The sequence below is a fragment of the Aeromonas sp. 160P genome (assembly GCF_055193095.1).
This window is the reverse complement of the sequence record NZ_JBUXKV010000001.1, coordinates 1,340,422-1,363,217: the sequence shown is the minus strand read 5'-3', so window position 1 is coordinate 1,363,217 and position 22,796 is coordinate 1,340,422. Positions and strand designations below refer to the sequence as shown.

The 22,796-nt window shown below is 58.3% G+C and carries 19 protein-coding genes; 9 read left to right on the top strand and 10 right to left on the bottom strand.

The window, feature by feature from the left end; all coding sequences use genetic code 11:
- Nucleotides 1–61: 61 nt before the first annotated feature.
- A protein-coding gene (locus ACY8FN_RS06430) for an IS3 family transposase (protein WP_463099321.1) occupies nt 62–1,149 on the top strand; the annotation gives its coding sequence in 2 pieces (ribosomal slippage) (nt 62–311 and nt 311–1,149; 1,089 coding nt in all).
- 1,379 nt (nt 1,150–2,528) lie between these two features.
- Complete coding sequence (locus ACY8FN_RS06425) at nt 2,529–3,626, top strand: DUF4238 domain-containing protein (protein WP_463099513.1); 1,098 nt, start codon at nt 2,529–2,531, stop codon at nt 3,624–3,626.
- Between the two features lie 50 nt (nt 3,627–3,676).
- On the opposite strand, the gene parC is transcribed toward ACY8FN_RS06425, so the two are convergent.
- The 7 genes from parC to nudF all read right to left on the bottom strand — a co-directional run bounded on the left by parC (nt 3,677) and on the right by nudF (nt 11,448).
- Nucleotides 3,677–5,968: a DNA topoisomerase IV subunit A gene (gene parC / locus ACY8FN_RS06420; protein ID WP_463099512.1), complete on the bottom strand. Its 2,292-nt coding sequence runs from the start codon at nt 5,966–5,968 to the stop codon at nt 3,677–3,679.
- A 323-nt stretch (nt 5,969–6,291) separates the two neighbouring features.
- Nucleotides 6,292–8,181, bottom strand: coding sequence for a DNA topoisomerase IV subunit B (gene parE, locus ACY8FN_RS06415; protein WP_042023054.1), 1,890 nt, complete (start codon nt 8,179–8,181; stop codon nt 6,292–6,294).
- A 109-nt stretch (nt 8,182–8,290) separates the two neighbouring features.
- Complete coding sequence (locus ACY8FN_RS06410; protein ID WP_463099511.1) at nt 8,291–8,914, bottom strand: NUDIX hydrolase; 624 nt, start codon at nt 8,912–8,914, stop codon at nt 8,291–8,293.
- Between the two features lie 2 nt (nt 8,915–8,916).
- The gene (locus tag ACY8FN_RS06405; RefSeq protein WP_139720118.1) at nt 8,917–9,504 is read right to left on the bottom strand and encodes a YqiA/YcfP family alpha/beta fold hydrolase; all 588 of its coding nucleotides are present in this window, start codon (nt 9,502–9,504) and stop codon (nt 8,917–8,919) included.
- Nucleotides 9,505–9,514: 10 nt separating this feature from the next.
- Nucleotides 9,515–10,333, bottom strand: a complete 819-nt coding sequence (gene cpdA, locus ACY8FN_RS06400; RefSeq protein ID WP_463099510.1) for a 3',5'-cyclic-AMP phosphodiesterase — start codon at nt 10,331–10,333, stop codon at nt 9,515–9,517.
- Nucleotides 10,334–10,355: 22 nt separating this feature from the next.
- A complete protein-coding gene (locus tag ACY8FN_RS06395; protein ID WP_463099509.1) occupies nt 10,356–10,805 on the bottom strand; it encodes a DUF1249 domain-containing protein in 450 nt (149 codons plus the stop codon).
- A gap of 1 nt (nt 10,806) precedes the next feature.
- Nucleotides 10,807–11,448 carry an ADP-ribose diphosphatase gene (nudF, locus tag ACY8FN_RS06390; protein ID WP_463099508.1) on the bottom strand — a complete coding sequence of 214 codons (642 nt, stop codon included), beginning with the start codon at nt 11,446–11,448 and terminating at the stop codon, nt 10,807–10,809.
- Nucleotides 11,449–11,753: 305 nt separating this feature from the next.
- On the opposite strand from nudF, the gene tolC reads away from it, so the two are divergent.
- A complete protein-coding gene (gene tolC / locus ACY8FN_RS06385) occupies nt 11,754–13,076 on the top strand; it encodes an outer membrane channel protein TolC (RefSeq protein WP_101325976.1) in 1,323 nt (440 codons plus the stop codon).
- A 119-nt stretch (nt 13,077–13,195) separates the two neighbouring features.
- On the opposite strand, the gene hldE is transcribed toward tolC, so the two are convergent.
- The gene (gene hldE / locus ACY8FN_RS06380; RefSeq protein ID WP_139720120.1) at nt 13,196–14,623 is read right to left on the bottom strand and encodes a bifunctional D-glycero-beta-D-manno-heptose-7-phosphate kinase/D-glycero-beta-D-manno-heptose 1-phosphate adenylyltransferase HldE; all 1,428 of its coding nucleotides are present in this window, start codon (nt 14,621–14,623) and stop codon (nt 13,196–13,198) included.
- A 204-nt stretch (nt 14,624–14,827) separates the two neighbouring features.
- On the opposite strand from hldE, the gene lpxL reads away from it, so the two are divergent.
- The 6 genes from lpxL (at nt 14,828) to ACY8FN_RS06350 (ending at nt 21,205) form a co-directional block, all read left to right on the top strand.
- Nucleotides 14,828–15,751: an LpxL/LpxP family Kdo(2)-lipid IV(A) lauroyl/palmitoleoyl acyltransferase gene (gene lpxL / locus ACY8FN_RS06375; RefSeq protein ID WP_463099507.1), complete on the top strand. Its 924-nt coding sequence runs from the start codon at nt 14,828–14,830 to the stop codon at nt 15,749–15,751.
- A gap of 627 nt (nt 15,752–16,378) precedes the next feature.
- Nucleotides 16,379–18,301 carry a PTS mannitol transporter subunit IICBA gene (locus ACY8FN_RS06370; RefSeq protein ID WP_463099506.1) on the top strand — a complete coding sequence of 641 codons (1,923 nt, stop codon included), beginning with the start codon at nt 16,379–16,381 and terminating at the stop codon, nt 18,299–18,301.
- Between the two features lie 37 nt (nt 18,302–18,338).
- On the top strand, nt 18,339–19,484 hold the full coding sequence (locus ACY8FN_RS06365; protein WP_463099505.1) for a mannitol-1-phosphate 5-dehydrogenase: 1,146 nt from the start codon (nt 18,339–18,341) through the stop codon (nt 19,482–19,484).
- Nucleotides 19,485–19,617: 133 nt separating this feature from the next.
- Nucleotides 19,618–20,139 carry an MltR family transcriptional regulator gene (locus ACY8FN_RS06360; RefSeq protein ID WP_101315837.1) on the top strand — a complete coding sequence of 174 codons (522 nt, stop codon included), beginning with the start codon at nt 19,618–19,620 and terminating at the stop codon, nt 20,137–20,139.
- A 175-nt stretch (nt 20,140–20,314) separates the two neighbouring features.
- The gene (locus ACY8FN_RS06355) at nt 20,315–20,887 is read left to right on the top strand and encodes a DNA-J related domain-containing protein (protein WP_303847073.1); all 573 of its coding nucleotides are present in this window, start codon (nt 20,315–20,317) and stop codon (nt 20,885–20,887) included.
- A 69-nt stretch (nt 20,888–20,956) separates the two neighbouring features.
- Nucleotides 20,957–21,205, top strand: a complete 249-nt coding sequence (locus tag ACY8FN_RS06350) for a hypothetical protein (RefSeq protein ID WP_101325991.1) — start codon at nt 20,957–20,959, stop codon at nt 21,203–21,205.
- An 81-nt stretch (nt 21,206–21,286) separates the two neighbouring features.
- Here ACY8FN_RS06350 and ACY8FN_RS06345 read toward each other — a convergent pair whose 3' ends face one another.
- Nucleotides 21,287–21,799 (bottom strand): mechanosensitive ion channel domain-containing protein, encoded by a 513-nt coding sequence (locus tag ACY8FN_RS06345; protein WP_098970711.1) that lies wholly within the window; start codon nt 21,797–21,799, stop codon nt 21,287–21,289.
- 13 nt (nt 21,800–21,812) lie between these two features.
- Complete coding sequence (gene zntB, locus ACY8FN_RS06340; protein WP_101315846.1) at nt 21,813–22,778, bottom strand: zinc transporter ZntB; 966 nt, start codon at nt 22,776–22,778, stop codon at nt 21,813–21,815.
- Nucleotides 22,779–22,796 lie beyond the last annotated feature (18 nt).

Here is a 22,796-nt window from a genome sequence, read left to right as displayed (position 1 = left end):
CGAAAACCTGGGGTGCTCATAAGTAGAATTTTCTCGTATCTTGAACGCAGGAGGTTCTAACATGAAAACATCACGCTTTAGCGATGCCCAAATCATCGCCATCCTCAAACAGGCCGAGTCTGGCTCACCCGTCCCTGAACTCTGCCGCGAGCATGGCATCAGTTCCGCGACCTTTTACAAGTGGCGCGCCAAATTCGGTGGCATGGATGCCTCTCTCATGGCTCGCCTCAAAGAGCTGGAGGAGGAAAACCGCCGCCTCAAGAAGATGTATGCCGAGGAGCGCCTCAAAGCCGAGATTATCGCCGAGGCCATAGCAAAAAAGTGGTGACGCCATCTGCCCGCAGGGAGATGGCTATCAAAGCCGTGTCGCTCTTTGCCATTTCTATCCGGCTAGCCTGCAACATCTTCAAGGTCAGCGAAGGCTGTTATCGCTATCAACCCATGCTCGCCGATGAAAACCAGCTTATTGCGGATTGGTTGCTGCGTATCACCAACAGCCAGCGGAACTGGGGCTTTGGCCTCTGCTTCCTCTACCTGCGTAACGTCAAAGGGTTTGCTTGGAACCACAAGCGGGTCTACCGGATCTATCGGGAGCTTGAACTGAACTTGCGCATCAAGCCCAAGAAGCGACTGGTACGTGAAAAGCCACAGGCTCTGGCCGTGCCTGCCCAGCCTAACCACTGCTGGTCGATGGATTTTATGCACGATCAACTGAGCGATGGCCGGTCAGTGCGACTGTTTAATGTGATCGATGATTTTAACCGCGAGGCGCTGTGCATTGAGGTCGATTTTTCATTGCCCGCTTCACGGATCAAGCGCGCACTGGAACAGGTGATTGAGTGGCGTGGCAAACCGGCGATGATCCGGTGCGATAATGGACCAGAATATATCAGCGAAGTGCTCAAGGCGTGGGCGGCGAAACAGGAGATCACCTTGGGGTATATCCAACCAGGCAATCCTCAGCAGAACGCGTACATAGAGCGGTTTAACAGAACGGTACGTTACGATTGGTTGGCTCATCATCTGTTTGGCACGCTGGAGGAGCTCCAAGAGTTTGCAACCCAATGGCTGTGGGTTTATAACCATGAGCGGCCCAATATGGCGCTGGATGGTTATACCCCGAAGCAGCATCTGGCAAAGGCTGCATGACCTCTACTTTTGAATGCCCCTAAAAATGGGGGGATTACCACCTCGCGGGTTTAATCACGGTGCAATTCACCTTGTTCATTGCCCCCAAATGTTACCTCCCCTCACCCTAGCCCTCTCCCAAAGGGAGAGGGGACAAGTACCTGCCAACTTGTAGCCGTAGCTGTCACGCCATTCCAAAATCGCTGCGATCTGCGCCCCCTTCTCCCACTCTTTGCCATAGATAAGGGGAGAAGGGCTGGGGATGAGGGGGAACAAACCATCACAACAGAAGCCATCGACAAGCAGCAGAGCGTTAAATAAAACAGAGGCAAGTAGGGTCGATTAGCGAAGCGTAATCGGCCGCACCGGTTATCCGGTCGCGAGCAGGCAGAAGAGAAAGAACGTAGGATGCAATAAGCGAAGCGCATTGCACCGGCAACCTCGCGGGTTTAATCGCGGTGCAATTTCATTGCACCCTACGGTTACCTCCCCTCACCCTAACCCTCTCCCAAAGGGAGAGGGGACAAGTGCCTGCCAACCTTTGGCCATAGCTGTCACGCCATTCCAGAATTGCTGCGATCTGCGCCCCCTTCTCCCACTCTTTGCCATAGATAAGGGGAGAAGGGCTGGGGATGAGGGGGATCAAGCCATCACAACAGAAGCCACCGACAAGCAGCAGAACGTTAAAGAAAACAGAGAGAAGTAGGGTCGATTAGCAGAGCGTAATCGGCCGCACCGGTTATCCGGTCGCGAGCAGGCAAAAGAGAAAGGACGTAGGGTGCAATAAGCGAAGCGCATTGCACCGGCAACCTCGCGGCTTTAATCGCGGTGCAATTCACCTTGTTCATTACACCCAACGGTTACCTCCCCTCACCCTAGCCCTCTCCCAAGGGGAGAGGGGACAACTCAGCGCCAACCTCGGGCCGTAGCTGTCACGCCATTCCCAAATTGCTGCGATCTGAGCCCCCTTCTCCCACTTTTTGCCATAAACAAGGGGAGAAGGGCTGGAGATGAGGGGGAACAAACCATCACAACAGAAGCCATCGACCAGCAGCAGAGCGTTAAATAAAACAGAGGCAAGTAGGGTCGATTAGCGAAGCGTAATCGTCCGCACCGCAATCTCGGTGGCTATGGACATAGAGAAGAGATCAGCTGGAGCACCAGCAGAATTACGACACCTGTTTTCGCGATCGTCTGATTACGCTTCGCTAATCAGACCTACGACCCTAATCGAACCGAGGACACCAAGTTTTAAAAAACTGATTTCGCTCACAATAAATAACCATTTAGTACTGATAAACTACCTATCAATATATAATTGCATTTACTTTATCTATTTTTAATATGCGACACATTCTTTGTTTAAAAACCTGCGCGACTATATAGTAAAATAGGATTATATGGCAACTAATAAAAATCAACATTTTGTTCCAAGATGTTATCTTAAAGAGTTTACACATAACTCAGAAAATAAAACAATTAACATTTACAACATTGACAGAAAAATATCCATTCCTCTTGCTCCAGTTAAAAATCAATGTTCAAGAGATTATTTCTACGGAAAGGATGATAAATTAGAGGATGCAATTCAGTTCGTAGAACGAGCCTACGCCTCAGTATTACGAGATATCATCCATACACCTAAAAATCTAAATGAACATCATTGGACTGTGCTAAAACGCTTCTGGTTACTTCAACATTTAAGAACAGAAGCGGCCTCAAGAAGAACTGTCGAAATGACAAGTGGCCTAGCTGAGATAGCACAAATCAAGGGAAAGGAATTTAATTTAGGCATCAAAGAAGCTGTACTTATGGCAATGAATATCTATGCAAAAAACATGGATGTCATTGACGACTTAAAAGTCTGTTTAGTTCTTAATAAAACTGAATTACCTTTCATAACCTCCGATGATCCGGCGATACTCACAAACAGATGGCATTTAAATGATGAACGAACCAAGTTTAGATCTTTTGGGTTAAGTACTGCAGGTGACTTGCTACTACTTCCTATAACCCCCAATATTATGTGCGTAGCTTATGATTGTGATGTTTATAGTATTCCTCATAAAAATGGATGGTCAACTATATCTCAAAAAAGAGATGCTGAAGCATTTAATCAACATCAGTTTTTAAATTGTAGATCAAACTTGTTTTTTAAGAAAATACAACATCATGACTTCATTGACACTTCATTTAAATCAGTCGTTAAAATAAAAAAACCTGAGCGTCACAGAATTCATTATGCAATTCTGGATAGCCAAAACGGTGAATATACACGTTATAAAGTAGTTGATCCTAAAACAGCTGAGCATCACGAAAAGGCTATAATACACACAGAAACTCTACATTATAATCCAAACTTATGGCCAAGTATTATTCAGTGGAGAAACAAGGGCGTAGTTTACACAAATGGAACTGGAGCTGGCTATTTGAGAAAGCACCACATACCTCATGAATATAACAATTTTTACAAAGAGCCGTTAAGATCAAAAAAATGAAACCTATAAAAAAAATTAAAAGGGAGCAAATAATCGCTCCCTTTTAATTATCATCCTTCCTGATTTTCCTCCGCGACCGGTTCGGCACCGGCGGCGGGTTCAATCTCGATACGATCGACCCGCTGCAAACCACGGGGCAGCTTGGCGCCACGGCGGCCGCGCTCGCCGCGGTAGTAGTCGAGATCGGCAGGTTTGAGGGTCAGCTTGCGCTTGCCGGCAAACAGGGTGACATATTGCCCCTGCGGGATAATGGCGGCCATCACCATAAACTCTTCCCGCGCCTTCACGCGAGCCGACGGTATGCTGATCAGCTTGTTGCCCTTGCCCTTGCCAAGTACCGGCAATGTGTTGAGCGGGAACAGCAGCATGCGCCCTTCGTTGGAGATGGCCATGCAGAGATCGGTCTCTGGCGAGCCAATCTTCTGGGGTGCCATCACCTGACCCCCTTCCGGCACTGTGAGCAGCGCCTTGCCGTTCTTGTTCTTGCCGATCAGATCGTCATAGGTGCAGACAAAGCCGTAACCGGCATCGCTCGCAATCAGATACGGCTCACCCTCGTTGCCCATCACCAGATGGCGCACTTCCTCCCCAGCCCCCAGTGCAAAGCGGCCGGTGAGCGGCTCGCCCTGACTGCGCGCAGATGGCAAGGTGTGGGATTCGAGGGCGTAGGTACGCCCCAGAGTAGAGAGGAACACCGCCTGCTGGTTGCTGCGGCCACAGGCGTGGGCCAGATAGTTATCCCCCGCCTTGTAGGATAGCCCGGCCACGTCCACGTCGTGGCCCTTGGCGGCACGCACCCAGCCCTTGTCGGAGAGGATGACGGTCACCGGCTCGCTCGGGGTCAGCTCCTTCTCGGTCAGGGCCACGGCGGTGGCGCGCTCCACCAGCGGGGTGCGGCGATCGTCGCCGTACTTCTCGGCATCCGCCAGCAGCTCTTTCTTGAGCAGGGTGTTGAGGCGACGCTCGGAGCCCAGCAGCAGCTCCAGCTTGTCACGTTCGATGGCCAGCTCTTCTTGCTCGGCGCGCAGCTTGAACTCTTCGAGCTTGGCCAGATGGCGCAGCTTGAGCTCGAGGATGGCCTCGGCCTGGGTCTCGCTGATGTTGAAGCGCTCCACCATCACCTTGCCCGGCTCATCCTCGGTGCGGATGATCTCGATCACCTCGTCGATGTTGAGGTAGGCGACCAGCAAACCTTCGAGGATGTGCAGGCGGGCCAGCACCTTGTCGAGGCGGAACTGCAGACGGCGGCGCACCGTCTCGCGGCGGAAGATGATCCACTCGGCGAGGATCATCTTGAGGGTCTTCACCTGGGGTCTGTTGTCCAGCCCCAGGATGTTGAGGTTGACGCGATAGTTCTTCTCCAGATCCGTGGTGGCGAACAGGTGGGCCATCAGCCCCTCCACGTCCACCCGGTTGGAGCGGGGAATGATCACCAGTCGGGTCGGGTTCTCGTGATCCGACTCGTCGCGCAGGTCGGTGACCATGGGCAGCTTCTTGGCCACCATCTGGGCGGCGATCTGCTCCATGATCTTGGCGCCTGAGGCCTGATGGGGCAGCGCCGTGATGACGATGTCGCCATCCTCCTCGCTCCACACCGCCCGCTGCTTGATGGAGCCCTTGCCGGTCTCGTAGATTTTGCGGATGTCGTCGCGCGGCGTGATGATCTCGGCGTTGGTCGGGTAGTCCGGCCCCTGAATGTGCGCCATCAGCACATCCAGCCCCGCATTGGGGTTATCCAGCAGCTCGGCACAGGCAAGGGCCACTTCCCGCGCGTTGTGGGGCGGAATGTCGGTCGCCATCCCCACCGCTATGCCGGTCACCCCGTTGAGCAGTATGTGGGGCAGGCGGGCGGGCAGCACCACGGGTTCCTTCATGGTGCCGTCGAAGTTCGGCGTCCACTCCACAGTGCCCTGGCCGAGCTCGGAGAGCAGCAGCTCGGAGAAGCGCGACAGCCGCGCCTCGGTATAACGCATGGCGGCGAAGGATTTGGGATCGTCCGGCGCACCCCAGTTGCCCTGACCGTCCACCAGCGGGTAGCGGTAGGAGAAGGGCTGGGCCATCAGCACCATGGCTTCATAACAGGCGCTGTCACCGTGGGGGTGGTACTTACCCAGCACGTCACCCACGGTACGGGCAGATTTCTTGTGCTTGGAGAGGGCCGACAGCCCCAGCTCGCTCATGGCGTAGATGATGCGCCGCTGCACCGGTTTGAGGCCATCGCCGATATGCGGCAGGGCCCGATCCATGATGACGTACATGGAGTAGTTCAAGTAAGCCTGTTCGGTAAAGGTGCGCATTGGCTGGCGCTCTACCCCGTCCAGACTGAGCTCTAGATCGCTCATAGATTTGTTCTCTTTCGGTTATAGAGCCGGCTGGCGCTCTACTTCATCCAACAGACTGAGCTTGATAGCATCACTCATATGTTTTTTTCTTGCTATGGTGCGCCCTCACAGGACGCGCCTGAAATGCAGGTCGGCAGGTGGCCGACTGTTTGAAAGCAGGGACTATGGTGTCACCCCTCCCCCTCATCCCCAGCCCTTCTCCCGCGAGGGGAGAAGGGGGCAGAACGGCGTGCTGCGGATAAAGGGCGGATAACCTGCCAGCCACAGCTCCCCTGAACGGGGAGCAGATAACCGTAGTTGCAGCCATCGGGTCACCACCTGCACTAGATGATGGCAAGGTTGCCCTTCTCTTCCAGCCACTCACGACGATCGCCGGAGCGTTTCTTGGCCAGCAGCATGTCCATCAGTTGCAGGGTCTCTTCCCCTTGCTCATCCATGGTGAGCTGCACCAGACGGCGGGTGTTGGGATCCATGGTGGTTTCCCGCAGCTGTTTCGGGTTCATCTCACCCAGACCCTTGAATCGGGTCACCATCACCTTGCCTTTCTTCTTCTCGGCCTCGACCCGCTGCAGCACGCCGTTCTTCTCGTCCTCGTCGAGGGCGTAGTAGACCTCTTTACCGATATCGATCCGGTAGAGCGGCGGCATGGCGACATAGACGTGGCCCTTGTTGACCAGGGTGCGGAAGTGCCTCACAAACAGGGCGCAGAGCAGAGTGGCGATGTGCAGACCGTCCGAGTCCGCATCCGCGAGGATGCACACCTTGCCGTAGCGCAGGCCGCTGAGATCTTCGGAGTCGGGATCGAGCCCGATGGCCACCGAAATATCGTGCACCTCTTGCGAGGCGAGCACCTGACCGGCCTCCACTTCCCAGGTGTTCAGGATCTTGCCGCGCAGCGGCATGATGGCCTGAAACTCGCGATCCCGCGCCTGCTTGGCACTGCCGCCCGCGGAGTCACCCTCCACCAGGAACAGTTCGCCCTGCATGGGGTCGGCGCAGTTGCAGTCGGTCAGCTTGCCGGGCAGCGCCGGGCCTTGGGTAATCTTCTTGCGCACCACCGTCTTGGCGGCGCGCAGCCGGCGCTGGGCGCTGCTGATGCAGATCTCGGCGATCTGCTCCGCCAGCTCGGTGTTGCTGTTCAAGTAAAGGCTGAACGCATCCTTCACCACGCCAGAGACAAAGGCAGAACTCTGGCGCGACGAGAGCCGCTCCTTGGTCTGACCGGCGAACTGCGGATCCTGCATCTTGACGGAGAGGATGTAGGCGCAGCGATCCCAGATATCTTCCGGGGTCAGCTTGACCCCGCGCGGCAGCAGGTTGCGGAACTCGCAGAATTCGCGCATGGCGTCGAGCAGCCCCTGACGCAGACCGTTGACGTGAGTACCGCCCTGGGCGGTGGGGATCAGGTTGACATAAGATTCGGCGAGGCATTCCCCCCCTTCCGGCAGCCAGCAAAGCGCCCAGTCCACGGCAGACTGCTCGGTGCTAAAGGCGCCGATAAAGGGCTGCTCCGGCAGGCAGGTGAACTGCTTGACCGCATCGACCAGATAATCCTTGAGACCATCTTCGTAGCACCACTCCAGCTTGATGCCGGTGTTCTTGTCGAGGAACTTGATGGTGAGGCCGGGGCAGAGTACCGCCTTGGCCTTGAGCAGGTGCTCCAGCTTGGTGACCGAGAAGCGGGGCGAGTCAAAGTAGCTCGCCTGCGGCCAGAAGCGCACCCGGGTGCCGGTGTTGCGGCGGCCGCAGGTGCCGGTGATGGTCAGCTCCTGCACCTTGTCGCCACGTTCGAAGGCAATGTCATAGACCTGACCGTCGCGACGCACCGTCACTTCGACCCGATCGGAGAGGGCGTTCACCACAGAGATACCCACCCCGTGCAGACCGCCGGAGAACTGGTAGTTCTTGTTGGAGAACTTGCCGCCCGCGTGCAGCTTGCAGAGGATCAGCTCCACACCGCACACCCCTTCCTCCGGGTGGATATCGACCGGCATACCGCGGCCGTCATCGATCACCTCGAGGGACTGGTCTTCAAACAGGGTCACCTCCAAGGTACGGGCATGACCCGCCAGCGCCTCGTCGACGCTGTTGTCGATGACCTCCTGACCGAGGTGATTGGGCCGGGTGGTGTCGGTATACATGCCGGGGCGACGGCGCACCGGTTCAAGGCCATTGAGGACCTCAATGGCATCCGCATTGTATTGAGTAGACATGGAGGGCCTTGCGAATTGACGTTTGGAGGGAATCTTAACTGCTAGGCGGGGGTAGAACAAACTCCCCGCGCCGAAAGCTTGATCTGGTCCCCTTCATATAGGCGAGCGTTCAATCAAACAGCGTATCGCGCCGCCCTTGCAACAGATGGGCATGAAGGGTTTGTAACTGGGACGCCACCACCCGATGGCGGGAGAGCTCGGGCAAGTCGTCGACAGGGAAATAGGCGGCACCCTGAGTCTCGTCGGTCTCGCACAATAGCTGGCCACCGGTCACCTCGCACAGAAAGAAAGCCTTGTGGGCATGGGGCAGTTGCGGCGGATGGGGGTGTTTGTGCTTGTCAAACAGGGCCAGCAGTTGCACCGCTTGGCATTCAAGGCCGGTCTCTTCCACCACTTCGCGCACCACGGCATCCGCGGGCGAGTCGCCGATATCGCACCAGCCGCCAGGCAGGGTCCAACAGCCGTCGCTACGCTCCTGCACCAGCAGGATATGGCCTGACTCATCCATGATGAGGGCTCGCACATCCAGCTTGGGGGTGGGATAACCGCTGTCGAGGGCGATCCACTCTACTATGGCTTGCGGTTGCAGATCGCTCTGGCTGGCCATCAGGGCGACCGTGGCCACTCTGAGCGCCTCGAAACGGCCAATATCGAAGGGATCTTTCGAGTAGGTGAGGCCCGCTTGCGCCGTGGCCAGCACCTGTTCCAGAAAAGCGGCCAACGGCGGTTGCATGACTAGAGCCCGAGAAAGCGCACGATCTGGGCAGGATAGCGCTCAAACGCCACAAAGGCGTGGTTGCCGCCGCACTCCAGCGACAGGCGGGCAAAGCGGTATTCATCCAGCGCCTTGCGATAGTCGAGCACCTCATCTTCCTGCTGTTGCAGCACCCAGAGCCGCTCGGGGGCCGAGACCTGCACCGCCAACCCCCGCAGTTCATCAATGTGCGCTGGCAGCAGCTGGTACTGCTCGTTGGTATAGGGGTTGGTCTGGGGGCCAATATAGTCGCACAGCAGCTCATGAGGGCGCACTGCCGGATTGATCAGCGCGGCGCGGCAACCGTATTGCTCGCTGACCCGGGTCGCCATAAAGCCGCCGAGGGAGCTACCCACGGCACCGAGTTTGAACCCGCAATCATAACGGGTCGCAAGATCAGCGAGGGTCTGCTCGATAGCCGCCCAGGCCGCCGCAGGGGTATTGGGCTGGGCCGGAATGATCACCTCGATGTCGGGCCGGTTGGCTGCCACCCAGGCGGCCATCTGCTGCGCCTTGGCAGAGCCCGGAGAGGAGTTGAAACCGTGCAGATAAAGGAGAACCGACTTCATGCAATCCTCCTCAATAACCGGTGGCGTTGGGGTCGGGCACAAACTGCCCCACCGGCAAGCGCCACACCTCGCTGGCCACCCGCCCATCCGGATAAAGGGTGAGATAGCGCCAGCCCGGGCCGGACTCGTCCAGCGCGAAGCCATCGCAGAGCGGTTTGAACTGGATGCAGGTGGAGGGACTGGCAATCAGCCGCACCCCGTGGTGCACCTCGTCAAACTCCTGATGGACGTGGCCGAACAGGATGGTTTTTTGCTGCGGATGACGAGCCAGCACGGCAAACAGGTCATCGGCGTTCTTGAGATTGTGCTGATCCAGCCAGGCGCAGCCCACCGGCACCGCCTGATGGTGCAGGGTGATAAGGGCATGGCGATCAGGATACTGGCGCAGCGCGCGGTCGAGGGCCGCCAGCTGGTGATCACCGAGCACACCGTGGGGTTTGCCGCGCACCTGGGTGTCGAGCAGGATCACCTGCCAGTGATCCCCCACCAGCTGCTTGGACTCACTGATCCCGGCTGCATGGAGGTATTCGGTCATCAGTGGGCTGTCGTCGTGGTTGCCGGGCAACCAGTAGATAGGGCGGCCCAGTGGCGCCATCATGGAGGCAAAGCGCTGATAGGATTCCGGACTGTGATCCTGCGACAGATCGCCGGTAGCCAGGATCACGTCATAAGGATGCGGGTTGGTTTGCACCTGTTCCAGCACGGCGGCCAGACTCTCTGCGGTGCGCACAGCCAATAACCGTCCCTCTTGACTGGCAAAGAGGTGGGTATCGGTAATTTGCAACAGGCGCAGACTACCGTCCTGCGCCTGGGGGAGATCTGTTTCCAAAATCACGCTTCTTGTTATTTGTTCAACTGGAGATATTGATCGGGCTGGTACCATGTCTGAGACAAAATTTTAGCCATTCGGCCAGAAACAGATTTACCTGCTCCTTTTCATCCCGCTGGTGCATCTTTTTATTGGGATAATCATAACTTGGTTGCAAGCGGGAAATCTGTTGCGCTGCACACACTTCCGCCATCCGCACATCATGATACAAACGAATCTCGATTTGAGCCTGCAGGTATTCGGGCAATTCGGGATTGTGCTGGCTCAGGATCACCTGACTGGTGAAACGGCTCTCACCACTGATGGTGAGCTCAAATTGCAAATCGTTACCGACCCGATAGCGGCGCACCGCGCCCACCACCCCTTCCGGGGGCAGCAGCTTCATCAAAGCCATGTAATTGACCTCGCAGGTGCGCTGCCAAGAGATCAGATCTGGCACATGGCGCTTGCGCTGTTGCAGGGTCAGCGCCATCTTAGCGATCTGCCAGCCAGCGGGCGCGTAGCTCACCGTGGTTGAGGGCCAGCCACTGCAGGGCGATGACCGAAGCGGCGTTGTCGATGCGCCCCTCTTTGAGCCAGGCATAGGCCTGCTCGCGGCTTACCACATGCACCCGGATATCCTCCCCCTCGTCCGCCAGACCGTGTAGCCCCTCGGCCTTGCTGGCATCCACCTCGCCGACATAGACCTCGATCCGCTCGGTGCTTCCGCCCGGGCTCACCAGATAGCTGATGGCGTGCTCACAACGCCCTACCTCGATCCCCGCCTCTTCCACCGCTTCCCGACGCACCACCTCTTCAGCGACTTCGCCTGGGTCTATGATGCCGGCCACCAGCTCCAGCAGCCAGGGGGTCGGGCAGGTCTCCATGGCGCCGATCCGGAACTGCTCCACCAGCACAATCTGATCGCGCACCGGATCATAAGGCAGCAGTGCCGCAGCATGGCCGCGCTCGAACAGCTCGCGCACAATGGGCTCATTCCAGCCACCGGCAAATAACCTGTGCTGGAGCCGATAGACGTTCACCTTGAAGAAGCCGTTATATCCAGCTGATTTTTCGATGATTTTTACATCATCGGTGGCGTAGTGACGATCTTGTGGCAAGGGTTGCTGCGACATCCGGGACTCCCGTCAGCTTGACTTGTATCAGTTTGACCATAAAATCCGAGAAACATGAATGAACGTTCATTCACTCGGTATGCCATGGTAATGAGGGGTGGATTTTAGCAGCCACAGACCATTTGGCTAGGCGCGTGGGGAGAAAACTGCTTCCAGTTCTTGACGTTCCCGTTACCGGACCCGAGACTCTTCGCATTAAAATTTGCTTATAGTAGAGTGATTAAGCTGCAATTAAGCTTGGTCGGTGACAATATTTACCCTCTCCAGCAACCCGTTTGGATTACTACACAAGGTTAAATCGATCTATGAAAAGAACACTTTTGTCCGTCATGGTGTTGCTGGGTGTCAGTGCCGGAGCCCATGCTGAAAACCTGCTCGACATCTATCAACAAGCCCAGCTCAAAGACCCGCAGTTGCTGCAATCCAAAGCCCTGCGCGATAAGGCCTTCGAGCAGATCAATGAATCTCGTGCCTCATTGTTGCCGCAAATCAATCTGGGTGCTGGCCTGAACTACCTGCAAAACAAGGGTGATACCCAGACTGGCACCGCAGCTAGCGGCAACCTCTCACTGGATCAATCCATCTATCGCCGTAGCAACTGGATCAATCTGGACCTGACCGAGAAGAGCGCGACCCAATCTGACGTGAGCTACAACCTCGAAATCCAGAACCTGATGCTGCGCAGCGCCCAGGCCTATTTCAACGTGCTCAAGGCGATGGATACCCTGGAGTTTGTGCAGGCCAACAAAGTAGCCGTAGAGCGTCAGCTGGAACAGACCCAGCAGCGTTTTGAAGTGGGCCTGACCGCCATCACCGACGTTCATGAAGCCGAAGCCTCCCGTGACCAGGCGCTGGCCGACGAGATCAATGCAGAGAATGAGCTGGCCAACAGCTACGAAACCCTGCGCGAGCTGACCGGTATCGATCACCGCAACCTGGATGTGCTGAACACCGATCGTTTCACCCCGCAAAAAACCACCTTTGGCTCCGACAAGTGGCTGGAGTTGGCGCTGGACAAGAACCTGCAACTGCACAACGCCCGCATCACCAAGGACATCGCCAAAGAGCAGATCGATCTGGCCAAGACCGGTCATGAGCCGACTCTGGATCTGGGTGCTGGTCTGCAAACCAGCAATACCGATTACAAGGATGAAGTGCGCAACCCCGAGAGCAACGCCAATCAGGCCAACATCGGTTTGACCTTCAAGCTGCCGATCTACAGTGGTGGTGCCACTACGTCCAAAGTGAAGCAGGCCCAATTCAACTACGTGGCCGCCAGCGAACTGCTGGAGAAAAACTTCCGCTCGGTGCAGAGCACGGTGCGCTCCTCCTACAACAACGTGAACGCCAGCATCGGCTCGGTACGCGCCTACAGCCAGTCCGTGGTCTCCGCCGACAGCGCCCTGAAAGCGACCGAAGCCGGTTACGAAGTGGGCACCCGCACCATAGTTGACGTGCTGGACTCTACCCGCAAGCTGTACGATGCCAAGCAGAAACTCTCTGCCGCCCGTTACAACTACATCCTCAATATCCTCAGCCTGAAACAGGCTGCCGGTATTCTGGAAGCGCAGGATCTGGTGGAAGTGAACCAGGGTCTGATGCCTGCCACGGCAAAAACCAAAGCCTGATAGCCGTTATCGGGCATGAAAAAGGCGACCGCAAGGTCGCCTTTTTGTTATCCGGGGTTCTGTCGGCTTGCTCCGACCGATAGTCGTCGACCCCGCCAGATTACGGGGCCAGCAGAGCGTTAGCCGCGCTCGCGAATCGTCTTGATGATGTCAGAGGTGGAGCAGCCATCTTCAAAATTGAGCACTCGCACCTCACCGCCATTGGCGGTCACTTCGGCGTAACCGGCAATATCTTCCGGCTTGTAATCACCACCCTTGACCAGCAGGTCCGGCAGGATCTCGGCGATCAGTCGCTGCGGGGTATCTTCACTGAAGGGCACTACCCATGCGACGGCACCAAGGGCCGCCAACACCGTCATGCGGCGCTCGGTCGGATTAACCGGGCGACCCGGCCCCTTGAGGCGGCGCACTGACTCATCGGTGTTAACCGCCACGATCAGGCGATCCCCCAACTTGCCAGCGTTGGCCAGATAGGAGACGTGACCGGCATGCAGGATGTCAAAGCAGCCGTTGGTCATCACCACTTTCTCCCCGCGCAGACGGGCGGCACGGACCGCCACTTTCAGCTGGGCTTCAGACATCACACCAAAACCTGTCTCCTGCTCGGTATAGAGGGCATTGGCCAGCTCGACCGGACTGACGGTAGAGGTACCCAGTTTGCCGACCACGATACCGGCCGCGGTATTGGCCAGCGCGCAGGCTTCATCCAGGCTCTTGCCAGCCGCCAGTGAGGTAGCCAGGGTGGAGATCACGGTATCACCGGCACCGGTCACATCGTAAACCTCGTGGGCCTGAGCCGGCAGGTGCAGCTCGGGCTGCCCTTCGCGGATCAGGGTCATGCCATTCTCGGAACGGGTGACCAGCAGGGCATCCAGCTCGAAGCGTTTGACCAGCTCCAGTCCCTTGGCGACCAGATCGTCTTCACTCTTCACCTTGCCAACTACTGCCTCGAACTCGGACATGTTGGGGGTCAGCAGGGTGGCACCACGGTACTTCTCAAAATCAGTCCCCTTGGGATCGACCATCACCGGGATACCCGCAGCGCGAGCCCGCTTGATCATGCCGGGCACGTCGTTGAGCGCGCCTTTGCCATAATCGGAGAGGATCATCACGTCGCAGCTCGGCAACGCCTGCTCAACCTTGCTCATCAGCAGGCTGGCATCGACGGAGTGGAAGGGCTCTTCAAAATCCAGACGCAGCAGTTGCTGGTTGCGCGACAGCACTCGCAGCTTGGTGATGGTCGGGTAGTCAGCCAGACGAACGAAATCACAGGCGACTTTGACGCCAGCCATTTGACCGGCCAGCGCATCGGCCGCTTCATCCTGACCGGTCAGGCCAAGCAGCACGGCGTGGGCGCCAAGAGCGGCGGAGTTGAGGGCCACGTTGGCGGCGCCACCCGGGCGCTCCTCAATGTGTTCAACCTTGACTACGGGCACCGGCGCCTCGGGGGAGATCCGGCCGGTAGGGCCATGCCAGTAACGATCCAACATGACATCGCCAACGACCAGAACGCGGGCTTTTTCAAAATCGGGCAGGGTGATCTTCATCTGTATCGACTCTCAAAACCTGAAAAATCAGCGGACGATTTTATCACACTCTTTTATTAGGTGGAGAAAAAGCCGACCGCCGTTGCCGCACCTGTCACGCTAACCGGACGCAGGCCACCCCTCTGACCAGCAAACCGCCATTCGCCCCCGCCCCCCCTTTTCGGCTAGAATCCCCCGATTGTGTTTGCGAACAAGAGATTATCCATGGCCCATGACAATGCTCCTCGCCTCGAGCCCCGCCTGTTTCATCCCCGTTACTGGGCAAGCTGGTTCGGCCTTTCCCTGCTCTGGCTGCTGACCTTGCTGCCGTGGCGCAGCCAGATGTGGCTGGGCCGCCAACTCGGCCGCCTCGCCGCCAAGATACTGAAATCACGGGTGAAGATTGCCCGTCGCAATCTGGAGCTGGCGATGCCCGAGCTGACCAAGGATGAGCGCGAGAAACTGCTGAAAGCAAACTTCGAGAGCGTGGGCTGCGCCGTGTTCGAGGTGGGTATCGCCTGGTTCTGGCCAGACTGGCGGATGCGCAACCTGATGAAGGTGGAAGGGGAAGAGCACGTCATCGCTGCCATGGAGAAGGGTCAGGGCATGTTGCTGCTCTCCTGCCACTTCCTGACCCTCGAGCTCAACGCCCGCTGTTTCGGTCTGGTACGCCCAGGGGTCGGGGTCTATCGCCCCAACACCAATCCGGTGCTGGAGTATGCCCAGTACCACGGTCGCTGCGCCTCCAACAAATATCTGGTGGACCGGATGGACGTGAAGGGGATGATCAAGGCGCTGCGCAACGGTGACGCCCTCTGGTACGCGCCGGATCACGACTACGGCTCCCACGCCAGCGTGTTCGTGCCCTACTTCGCGGTAGAGCAGGCAGCCACCATCACCGGCACCGCTACTTTGGCGCGGGTGAAGAACACCGTCACCCTGCCCTGCTACAACATCCGCACCAGCGAGGGTTACACCCTCCATATCGGGGCGCCGCTCGCCGACTATCCCAGCGGTGACGAGATGGCAGATGCCGCCCGCGCCAACCGCGAGATTGAAGCCGCCGTGCGCAAGGCGCCGGAGCAGTACATGTGGCTCCATCGCCGCTTCAAGACCCGCCCCTCCCCCGAGGATGCCGGTTTCTACTAAGCGGCCACATCCAATAGAGGCCACATCGCAAAAACCGACAAACCGCCTGCTGGCGGTTTGTTTTTATCTGCTGTCAGCCCTGCGCGGCAAGCAAGATCCCCGCACGTCAGCCGCACGATAACACCCGGCATGTTTGCGCCCATTCCCATCAGCCAGCGGCAAAATAGCCCTCATCACCGACAGCAAAAACTGAAAGCGGGTTACAAACTTATTGATTCATTGATAACTAATAGACTATTTCGATAGATCCATCGTCACTACCCGCTGATGAGTTGCAGTGCAGCATATTCCATTTGAATACAAAAACTAATTTTGTGACATAGATCACTTTATCGGCAAGGTACGGCTAGGTCGCAAAGGTGATTTGGCTCACAAAAACAGGTCACTCAAAACAGAAAGGATCGAAAAGTAGCCTAATTACAGCATCAGAATGTGATCCGGGTCACTGGTTAGGGAGGGGGTATGGCGGGGTATCTGAGAGGTAGATCACAAGACACCCCGTTTTCAGCCTAATTTGATCGCAAGCTGGTAGATTGAAGTTGCTTAGACGACTGGGATGGCGGTTCGGCAAAACCGGACATCCCGACTACCACTTTTAATCAAACAGGCTTAAAACGGGGTCCCGACATGTTATCACCGGATACCAAAGTCAAGATACAGAATTTTGGACGCTTCCTGTCCAATATGGTCATGCCCAACATAGGCGCCTTCATCGCCTGGGGCTTTATTACCGCCCTCTTTATCCCCACCGGCTGGCTGCCAAGCGAAACCTTGGCCAAGCTGGTCGGCCCCATGATCACCTACCTGCTGCCGCTGCTGATTGGCTACACCGGCGGCAAACTGATGGGGGGTGAGCGCGGCGGCGTGGTCGGTGCCATCACCACCATGGGCGTCATCGTGGGGACCGACATCCCGATGTTCATGGGCGCCATGATGGTCGGCCCGCTCGGTGGCTGGGCCATCAAGCGCTTTGACAAGGCGATGGACGGTCGCGTCAAGAGCGGCTTCGAGATGCTGGTCAATAACTTCTCCGCTGGCCTTATTGGCATGCTGCTGGCGATCCTCGCCTTCTTCGTGATTGGCCCCTTCGTCAAGGTGCTCTCCGGCCTGCTGGCCGGTGGCGTCGGCTTCCTGGTGGAAAACCACATGCTGCCGCTCACCTCCATCTTCGTCGAACCGGCGAAGATCCTGTTCCTCAACAACGCCATCAACCACGGCATCTTCTCGCCGCTGGGGATCCAGCAGGCGACCGAGCACGGCAGCTCCATCTTCTTCCTGATTGAAGCGAACCCGGGCCCGGGCATGGGCGTGCTGCTGGCCTACATGGTGTTCGGCCGCGGTGCGGCCAAGCAGTCCGCGGCTGGCGCCTCCATCATTCACTTCTTCGGCGGCATCCACGAGATCTACTTCCCGTATGTACTGATGAACCCGCGCCTCATTCTGGCGGTGATCGCCGGTGGCATGACCGGGGTCTTCACCCTGACCCTGTTCAACGCCGGTCTGGTCTCCCCCGCGTCGCCGGGCTCCATCTTCGCCGTGCTGTTGATGACGCCGAAAGCCTCCCTGATCGGGGTCGCCCTCTCCATCATCAGCGCCACTCTGGTCTCCTTCCTGGTCGCTGCCATATTCGTTCGCGCCCAGCAACCGGAAGCTGACGAGGCCGATGCGCTGGGTGAAGCTACTCGCAAGATGAAAGCGATGAAGGGCGGCAAGCCCGAAACCGCAGCGGCCAAAAAGCCGGGCGGTGAACTGATGGCGGTGCGCAATATCGTGGTTGCCTGCGATGCAGGGATGGGCTCCAGCGCCATGGGTGCTGGCATGCTGCGCAAGCGGGTGCAGGCCGCCGGGCTTGATATCAGCGTCACCAACCGCGCCATCGATCAGCTCGACGATCAGGTGGACTGGGTCATCACCCACAAGGATCTGACCGAGCGGGCCCGTCGCCATGCGCCGAATGCCCACCATATCTCGCTCACCAACTTCCTCGACAACGGCCTCTATCAGGAGCTGGTACAGAGCCTGAGCCGCGCCGCCAACGATGATGTCGCCAACCCGCAACTGCTGGTGGCAGCCAACGATGACAGCTACGAGCCGCAAGCCGCCGAAGTCTTTATCCTGAGCCGTCATGACGTCCATCTGGGATTGAAAGCCGACAACAAGGAGGCCGCCATCCGGACCGCAGGCCGACTGCTGGCGGAGCGCGGCTACGTGGCGCCCGACTACGTCAACGCCATGCTGGAGCGTGAGCAGCTGGTCTCCACCTACCTCGGCGAGTCCATTGCCGTGCCCCACGGCACCATAGCCGCCAAGAAGTTCGTCAAGCGTACCGGCATCGTCATCTGCCAGTACCCGGCCGGGGTCGCCTTTGGCGAGGCTGCCGATGAGGTGGCGCGGCTGGTGATCGGCATCGCCGCGTGCAACGACGAACACATGCAGGTGATAACCCGCCTGACCAATGCACTGGATGAACCCGGTCTCATCGACCTGCTGGCCAGCACCACGGATCCCCAGGCCTTCCTGGATCTGCTGGGTGCCGAACAGGCTGCGTAATCATCTTTCATCGTCTTTGGTTCAAGAGGTTAATATCATGAAAACATTGCATTTTGGTGCTGGTAACATCGGTCGCGGCTTTATCGGAAAACTGCTGGCAGATGCCAGCCATCAGGTCACCTTCGCCGACGTCAACGACACTCTTATCGATCAGCTCAACCACCGTCAGGAGTACAAGGTCCATGTGGTGGGGGCGGATCAGAAGCTGGACGTGGTGCGCAACGTGGCGGCAGTCAGCTCCGCCGGTCACGAGGTGATCGCCCGTATCATCACCGCCGATCTGGTCACCACCGCAGTCGGCCCCAACATTCTGGACAAGATTGCCAACACCCTGGCCAAGGGGCTGCAGGCCCGCTTCGATGCCGGCAACCTGGCGCCACTGAACGTCATCGCCTGCGAAAACATGGTGCGCGGTACCAGCCACCTCAAGCAGGAGGTACTCAAGTACCTGCCGGTCGCGTATCATGCCACGCTCGAAACCTGTATCGGCTTCGTCGATTCGGCGGTGGATCGCATCGTACCGCCCGCCGCGGCCGCCAACGATGATCCGCTGGAAGTGACGGTAGAGAGCTTCAGCGAGTGGATCGTCGACCAGACCCAGTTCAAGGGGGAGCTGCCCCAGGTGGCGGGCATGGAGCCCACCGACAACCTGATGGCCTTCGTCGAGCGCAAGCTGTTCACCCTCAACACCGGCCACATCGTCACCGCCTATCTCGGCAAGCTGCGGGGCTATCGCACCGTGCGCGAGGCGATCGAAGATCCGGTGATCCGCAGCAAGGTGCGCCGCGCCATGGAGGAGAGCGGTGCCGTGCTGGTGAAACGCTACGGCTTCGACCCGCGCCTGCACGCCGCCTACATCGAGAAGATCCTCTCCCGCTTCGCCAACCCCTATCTGGTGGACGAGATTGACCGGGTCGGTCGTCAGCCGCTGCGTAAGCTGGCGGCGGGGGATCGACTGGTGAAGCCGCTGCTCGGCACCCTGGAGTACGGCCTGCCCAGCGCGCAGTTGCAGGAGGGGATCGCTGCGGCGCTCCACTATCGCAATGCCGATGACCCGCAGGCGGTGGAGCTGCAAGCCCTGCTGGCGGAGCTGGGCCCGGCCAAAGCGCTGGCCCGCGTCACCGGGCTGGATGAAGAGAGCGAGGTGGTTCGCGCCATCGTCGCCCGTTACGAAACCCTGTAATGACCCTGCTTGCGGCGCATTCAGCCAACCCTGATAGCGTGCCAAGCGCTTGAATGGCAAGGGAATGTGCCCCATATGATAAAAAACGGGAGAGAGATTCACTCTCTCCCTGTCAGCTGGACTCTATGCACCTATGACCACACACCAGGAAGATGAAGTACTGGAACGACTGAACGAGCAGGATGGCCCCCGCGGCTTCTTTCTCGAAGCCGTGACCATCCTGGAAGAGGCGGTCGATTCCCTGATGCGACGCGCGTTCCGTCAGGAGGAGTATGCCGTCAAATACGCCATCGAACCTCTGCTCAACCAGAGCGGCCCCCTCGGCCAGCTGGAGGTGCGCCTCAAGCTCATCTTCGCCCTCGGCCTCATCTCCCTCGAGCGCTATCAGGATCTGGAAGCCTATCTGAAGATCCGCGACTTTCTGGTACGCGACCCCAAGGATTACCGCTTCAGCGACAAGCCGATCCGCGATCTGCTCGACCGGCTGCACGGGGTCAATCAGGGCGGCATGATGAAGCTGGAGCCCCCCACTAGCGAAGAGGATTGGGCCTTCTACCAGATGCAGCTCAACCGGCTCGATCAGATGGTGCGCTCCGCACTGGTACTGGCGCTGGCCGACTGTGTCGGCGAGCTCCACAAGGAGAGCCCCATCTAATCCGGCTCAATCTCCTGACCGCCCAACTGGCGGTCTTTTTTTGCACCTACCTTGCCACAGCGCCTTGCCCCGCCCCGTCGCGAATGTCACTCTGATCCATCACCAGCTCGTCTGTACGTAGCGCACCGCGGACACCACAGGCAGAGAGCCCCCTCACCCGGAGGAATCGAATGTGATGAGTGAGCAGAGTACCAACCCTCTGATAGCCCCGCTGCTCGCCCTGTTGCAGCAGGCGGCGGGCAGCTACAAGGTGCACGAACTGATGGCCGACCTGCGCCAGCAGGGGGCAATCCCACCATTGGCCGACGATGAGCAGTTGCAGCTGTTTCGGGTTAACTTCCTGATCATGAACGCCCTCTACCAGCTGCAGGCCGAGCTCTGGCAAGAGGGGTGGTGGCTGGTGATCAGCACCCTGGATATCCGGCTCGAACCGCTGACCGAGACCCCGGATGCCAGCCACGCCTTTGCCCTTGGCGAAAATCTGCGCAGCTACTATCTCGACTGGCAGGTATTCTGGCAGACCGATCGGGCAGAGGTAGAAACCCTGCTCAACCGCTTCTGGCGCGCCTATGACGGGGAGGGACACAAAGGGGAGGCGCTGGCACTGTTTGAACTGGATGAAGGGGCAAGTCAGGAGGCGATCCGCCGCCGCTGGCGGGAGCTGGCGTTGCAGCACCATCCGGATCGGGGGGGCAATGCCGAGACCTTTATCCGCATCCGCTGGGCCTGGGAGTCTCTGCGGGGATGATCCCGTTGCTGCTCATCTGTGGCAGGCATAGACTGGAAGTGGATATTCCCCCAAGGAAAGGAGAACATCATGACAGTCAGTGAACTTCGCAAGATCTATCAGCAACAGCTCCTCATCGAAGCTGAACTTATCCATGACATCGCGGTTCCCGGCTGGCTCATCGAGTTCAGAGGCAAGGATGGCGCCCTCTATGAGCTTACCGATACCCTCGGCTGCCCGGTCAGTTTCGGCACGGTCGCGCAGGCCCGCGACCATGTCCATCTGGTGGCCGACTGCCCAATCCAGGTGGAACACCTCTACCGCTTCTTCGAACGCTAGCTGCGCCAGCCAGACCCCGCACAGCAAAAAGGCTCCGAGGAGCCTTTTTCTATTCCGGTTGCTTTCTATTCCGGTTGCTTTCTATTCCGGTTGCAGTGGTTCCGCCAGCTTGCCCTCCAGCTTCCTGACCGGTTTTTGCAGGATCAGGTTGGCCGGATAGGTGACCAGATCGCCGTTGTCATCCCGCACCCGCAAGTAGAACAGGCCGATCTCGGTGATCACACCGGTGACCGAATCATCCTTGTCGAGGATGCGGATCCGGTCGCCAATCCGATAGGGAAAGGCGAAGAAAATGGTGATGCTGGCGGTGATGTTGGAGAGGATCGACCACTGGGCCACCATGGCGACCCCCAGCACCGCGAAGAAGGAGGAGGCGAGTACCACCAGCCGGGAGAAGTCGAGCCCCCACACCCCGGCCAGCACCAGCAAGGTGGCGCAGCCAAGCAAAAAATGGAACACGTGGGCCACGTAGAGCACCCGGTTCTCGCTCACCTGCCTGCTCTGGCCGAGCGCCAGCAGGCTCTTGTGAATAAGCCGCCGGATCAGGGTGTGCCCCAGCAACAGCAGCAGGGTCAGGCCAATTGATTGCCACATGGGTTATGCCTCCTTACCACCAGCGTCGGTGCCTGAGCCAGACGGCCAGACCGGCTGCCAGCGCCACCAGCGAACCACAGAAGACCCAGAAGGCGGTCGGGCTCTCGGCCCCGGGCATACCGCCGAGGTTGATACCAAACAGGCCGGTCAGGAAACTGGCAGGCAAAAACAGCAGCGCCATCACCGACATCTGGTAGGCGCGGCGGTTGGTCGCCTCCGCCATCAGATTGTTGATTTCGTCCGCCAGTACAGCAGTGCGGGCCACCCCGGCATCGAGGTCATCGAGCCAGCGTCGCAGCCGGTCGGCAATATCGAGCAGACGGCGGCGGTCATCTTCATCCAGCCAACTGATCTTCTCGTTAGCGAGACGCGCCACCAGATCCCGCTGGGGAGAGAGATAACGGCGGATCATGATGAGCTGCTTGCGGATCAGCGCCAGGCGGCCATTGGCGGGCATGTCACGCATCAGTACCATCTCTTCCAGATCGAGGATCTTGTCATGCAGCTCTTCGACAAACTCCCCCGCCCGGTCGGTCAGGGCATCACACACCTCCACCAGCCAGTCGGCCGGGGTGTCGGCGCCGCCCCCCAGCTTGAGCTGGTTGAACACATCCTGCTCGGAGAGCAGCGGACGACGGCGACTGCTGATGATGAGATCCGGGGTGATGAAGATGCGCAGCGCCACCATCTCTTCGGGCCTGTGATCCTTGTTGTGGTTGATGCCGCGCAGGATCAGCAGCACAGTTTCCCCCATCCGCACCAACTTGGGACGATTGCTCTGGCCGAGCAGCGACTCCTTGCCCGCCTCGCTGAGCAAGGGGGTCTGCAACAGCCAGCGTGCCGCCTCCGGATTCCCGTAATCCAGATGTAGCCAGGCCGGGCGATCTCCCGGGATCTCGCTTCCCGCAGGTAGCGGAGTCATGCCGCCTTTGCCATCCAGAGTCAGGCCATAAATGAGGTCACTGGGCACCCGATCCATTTCGTCTCCATTTCTCGT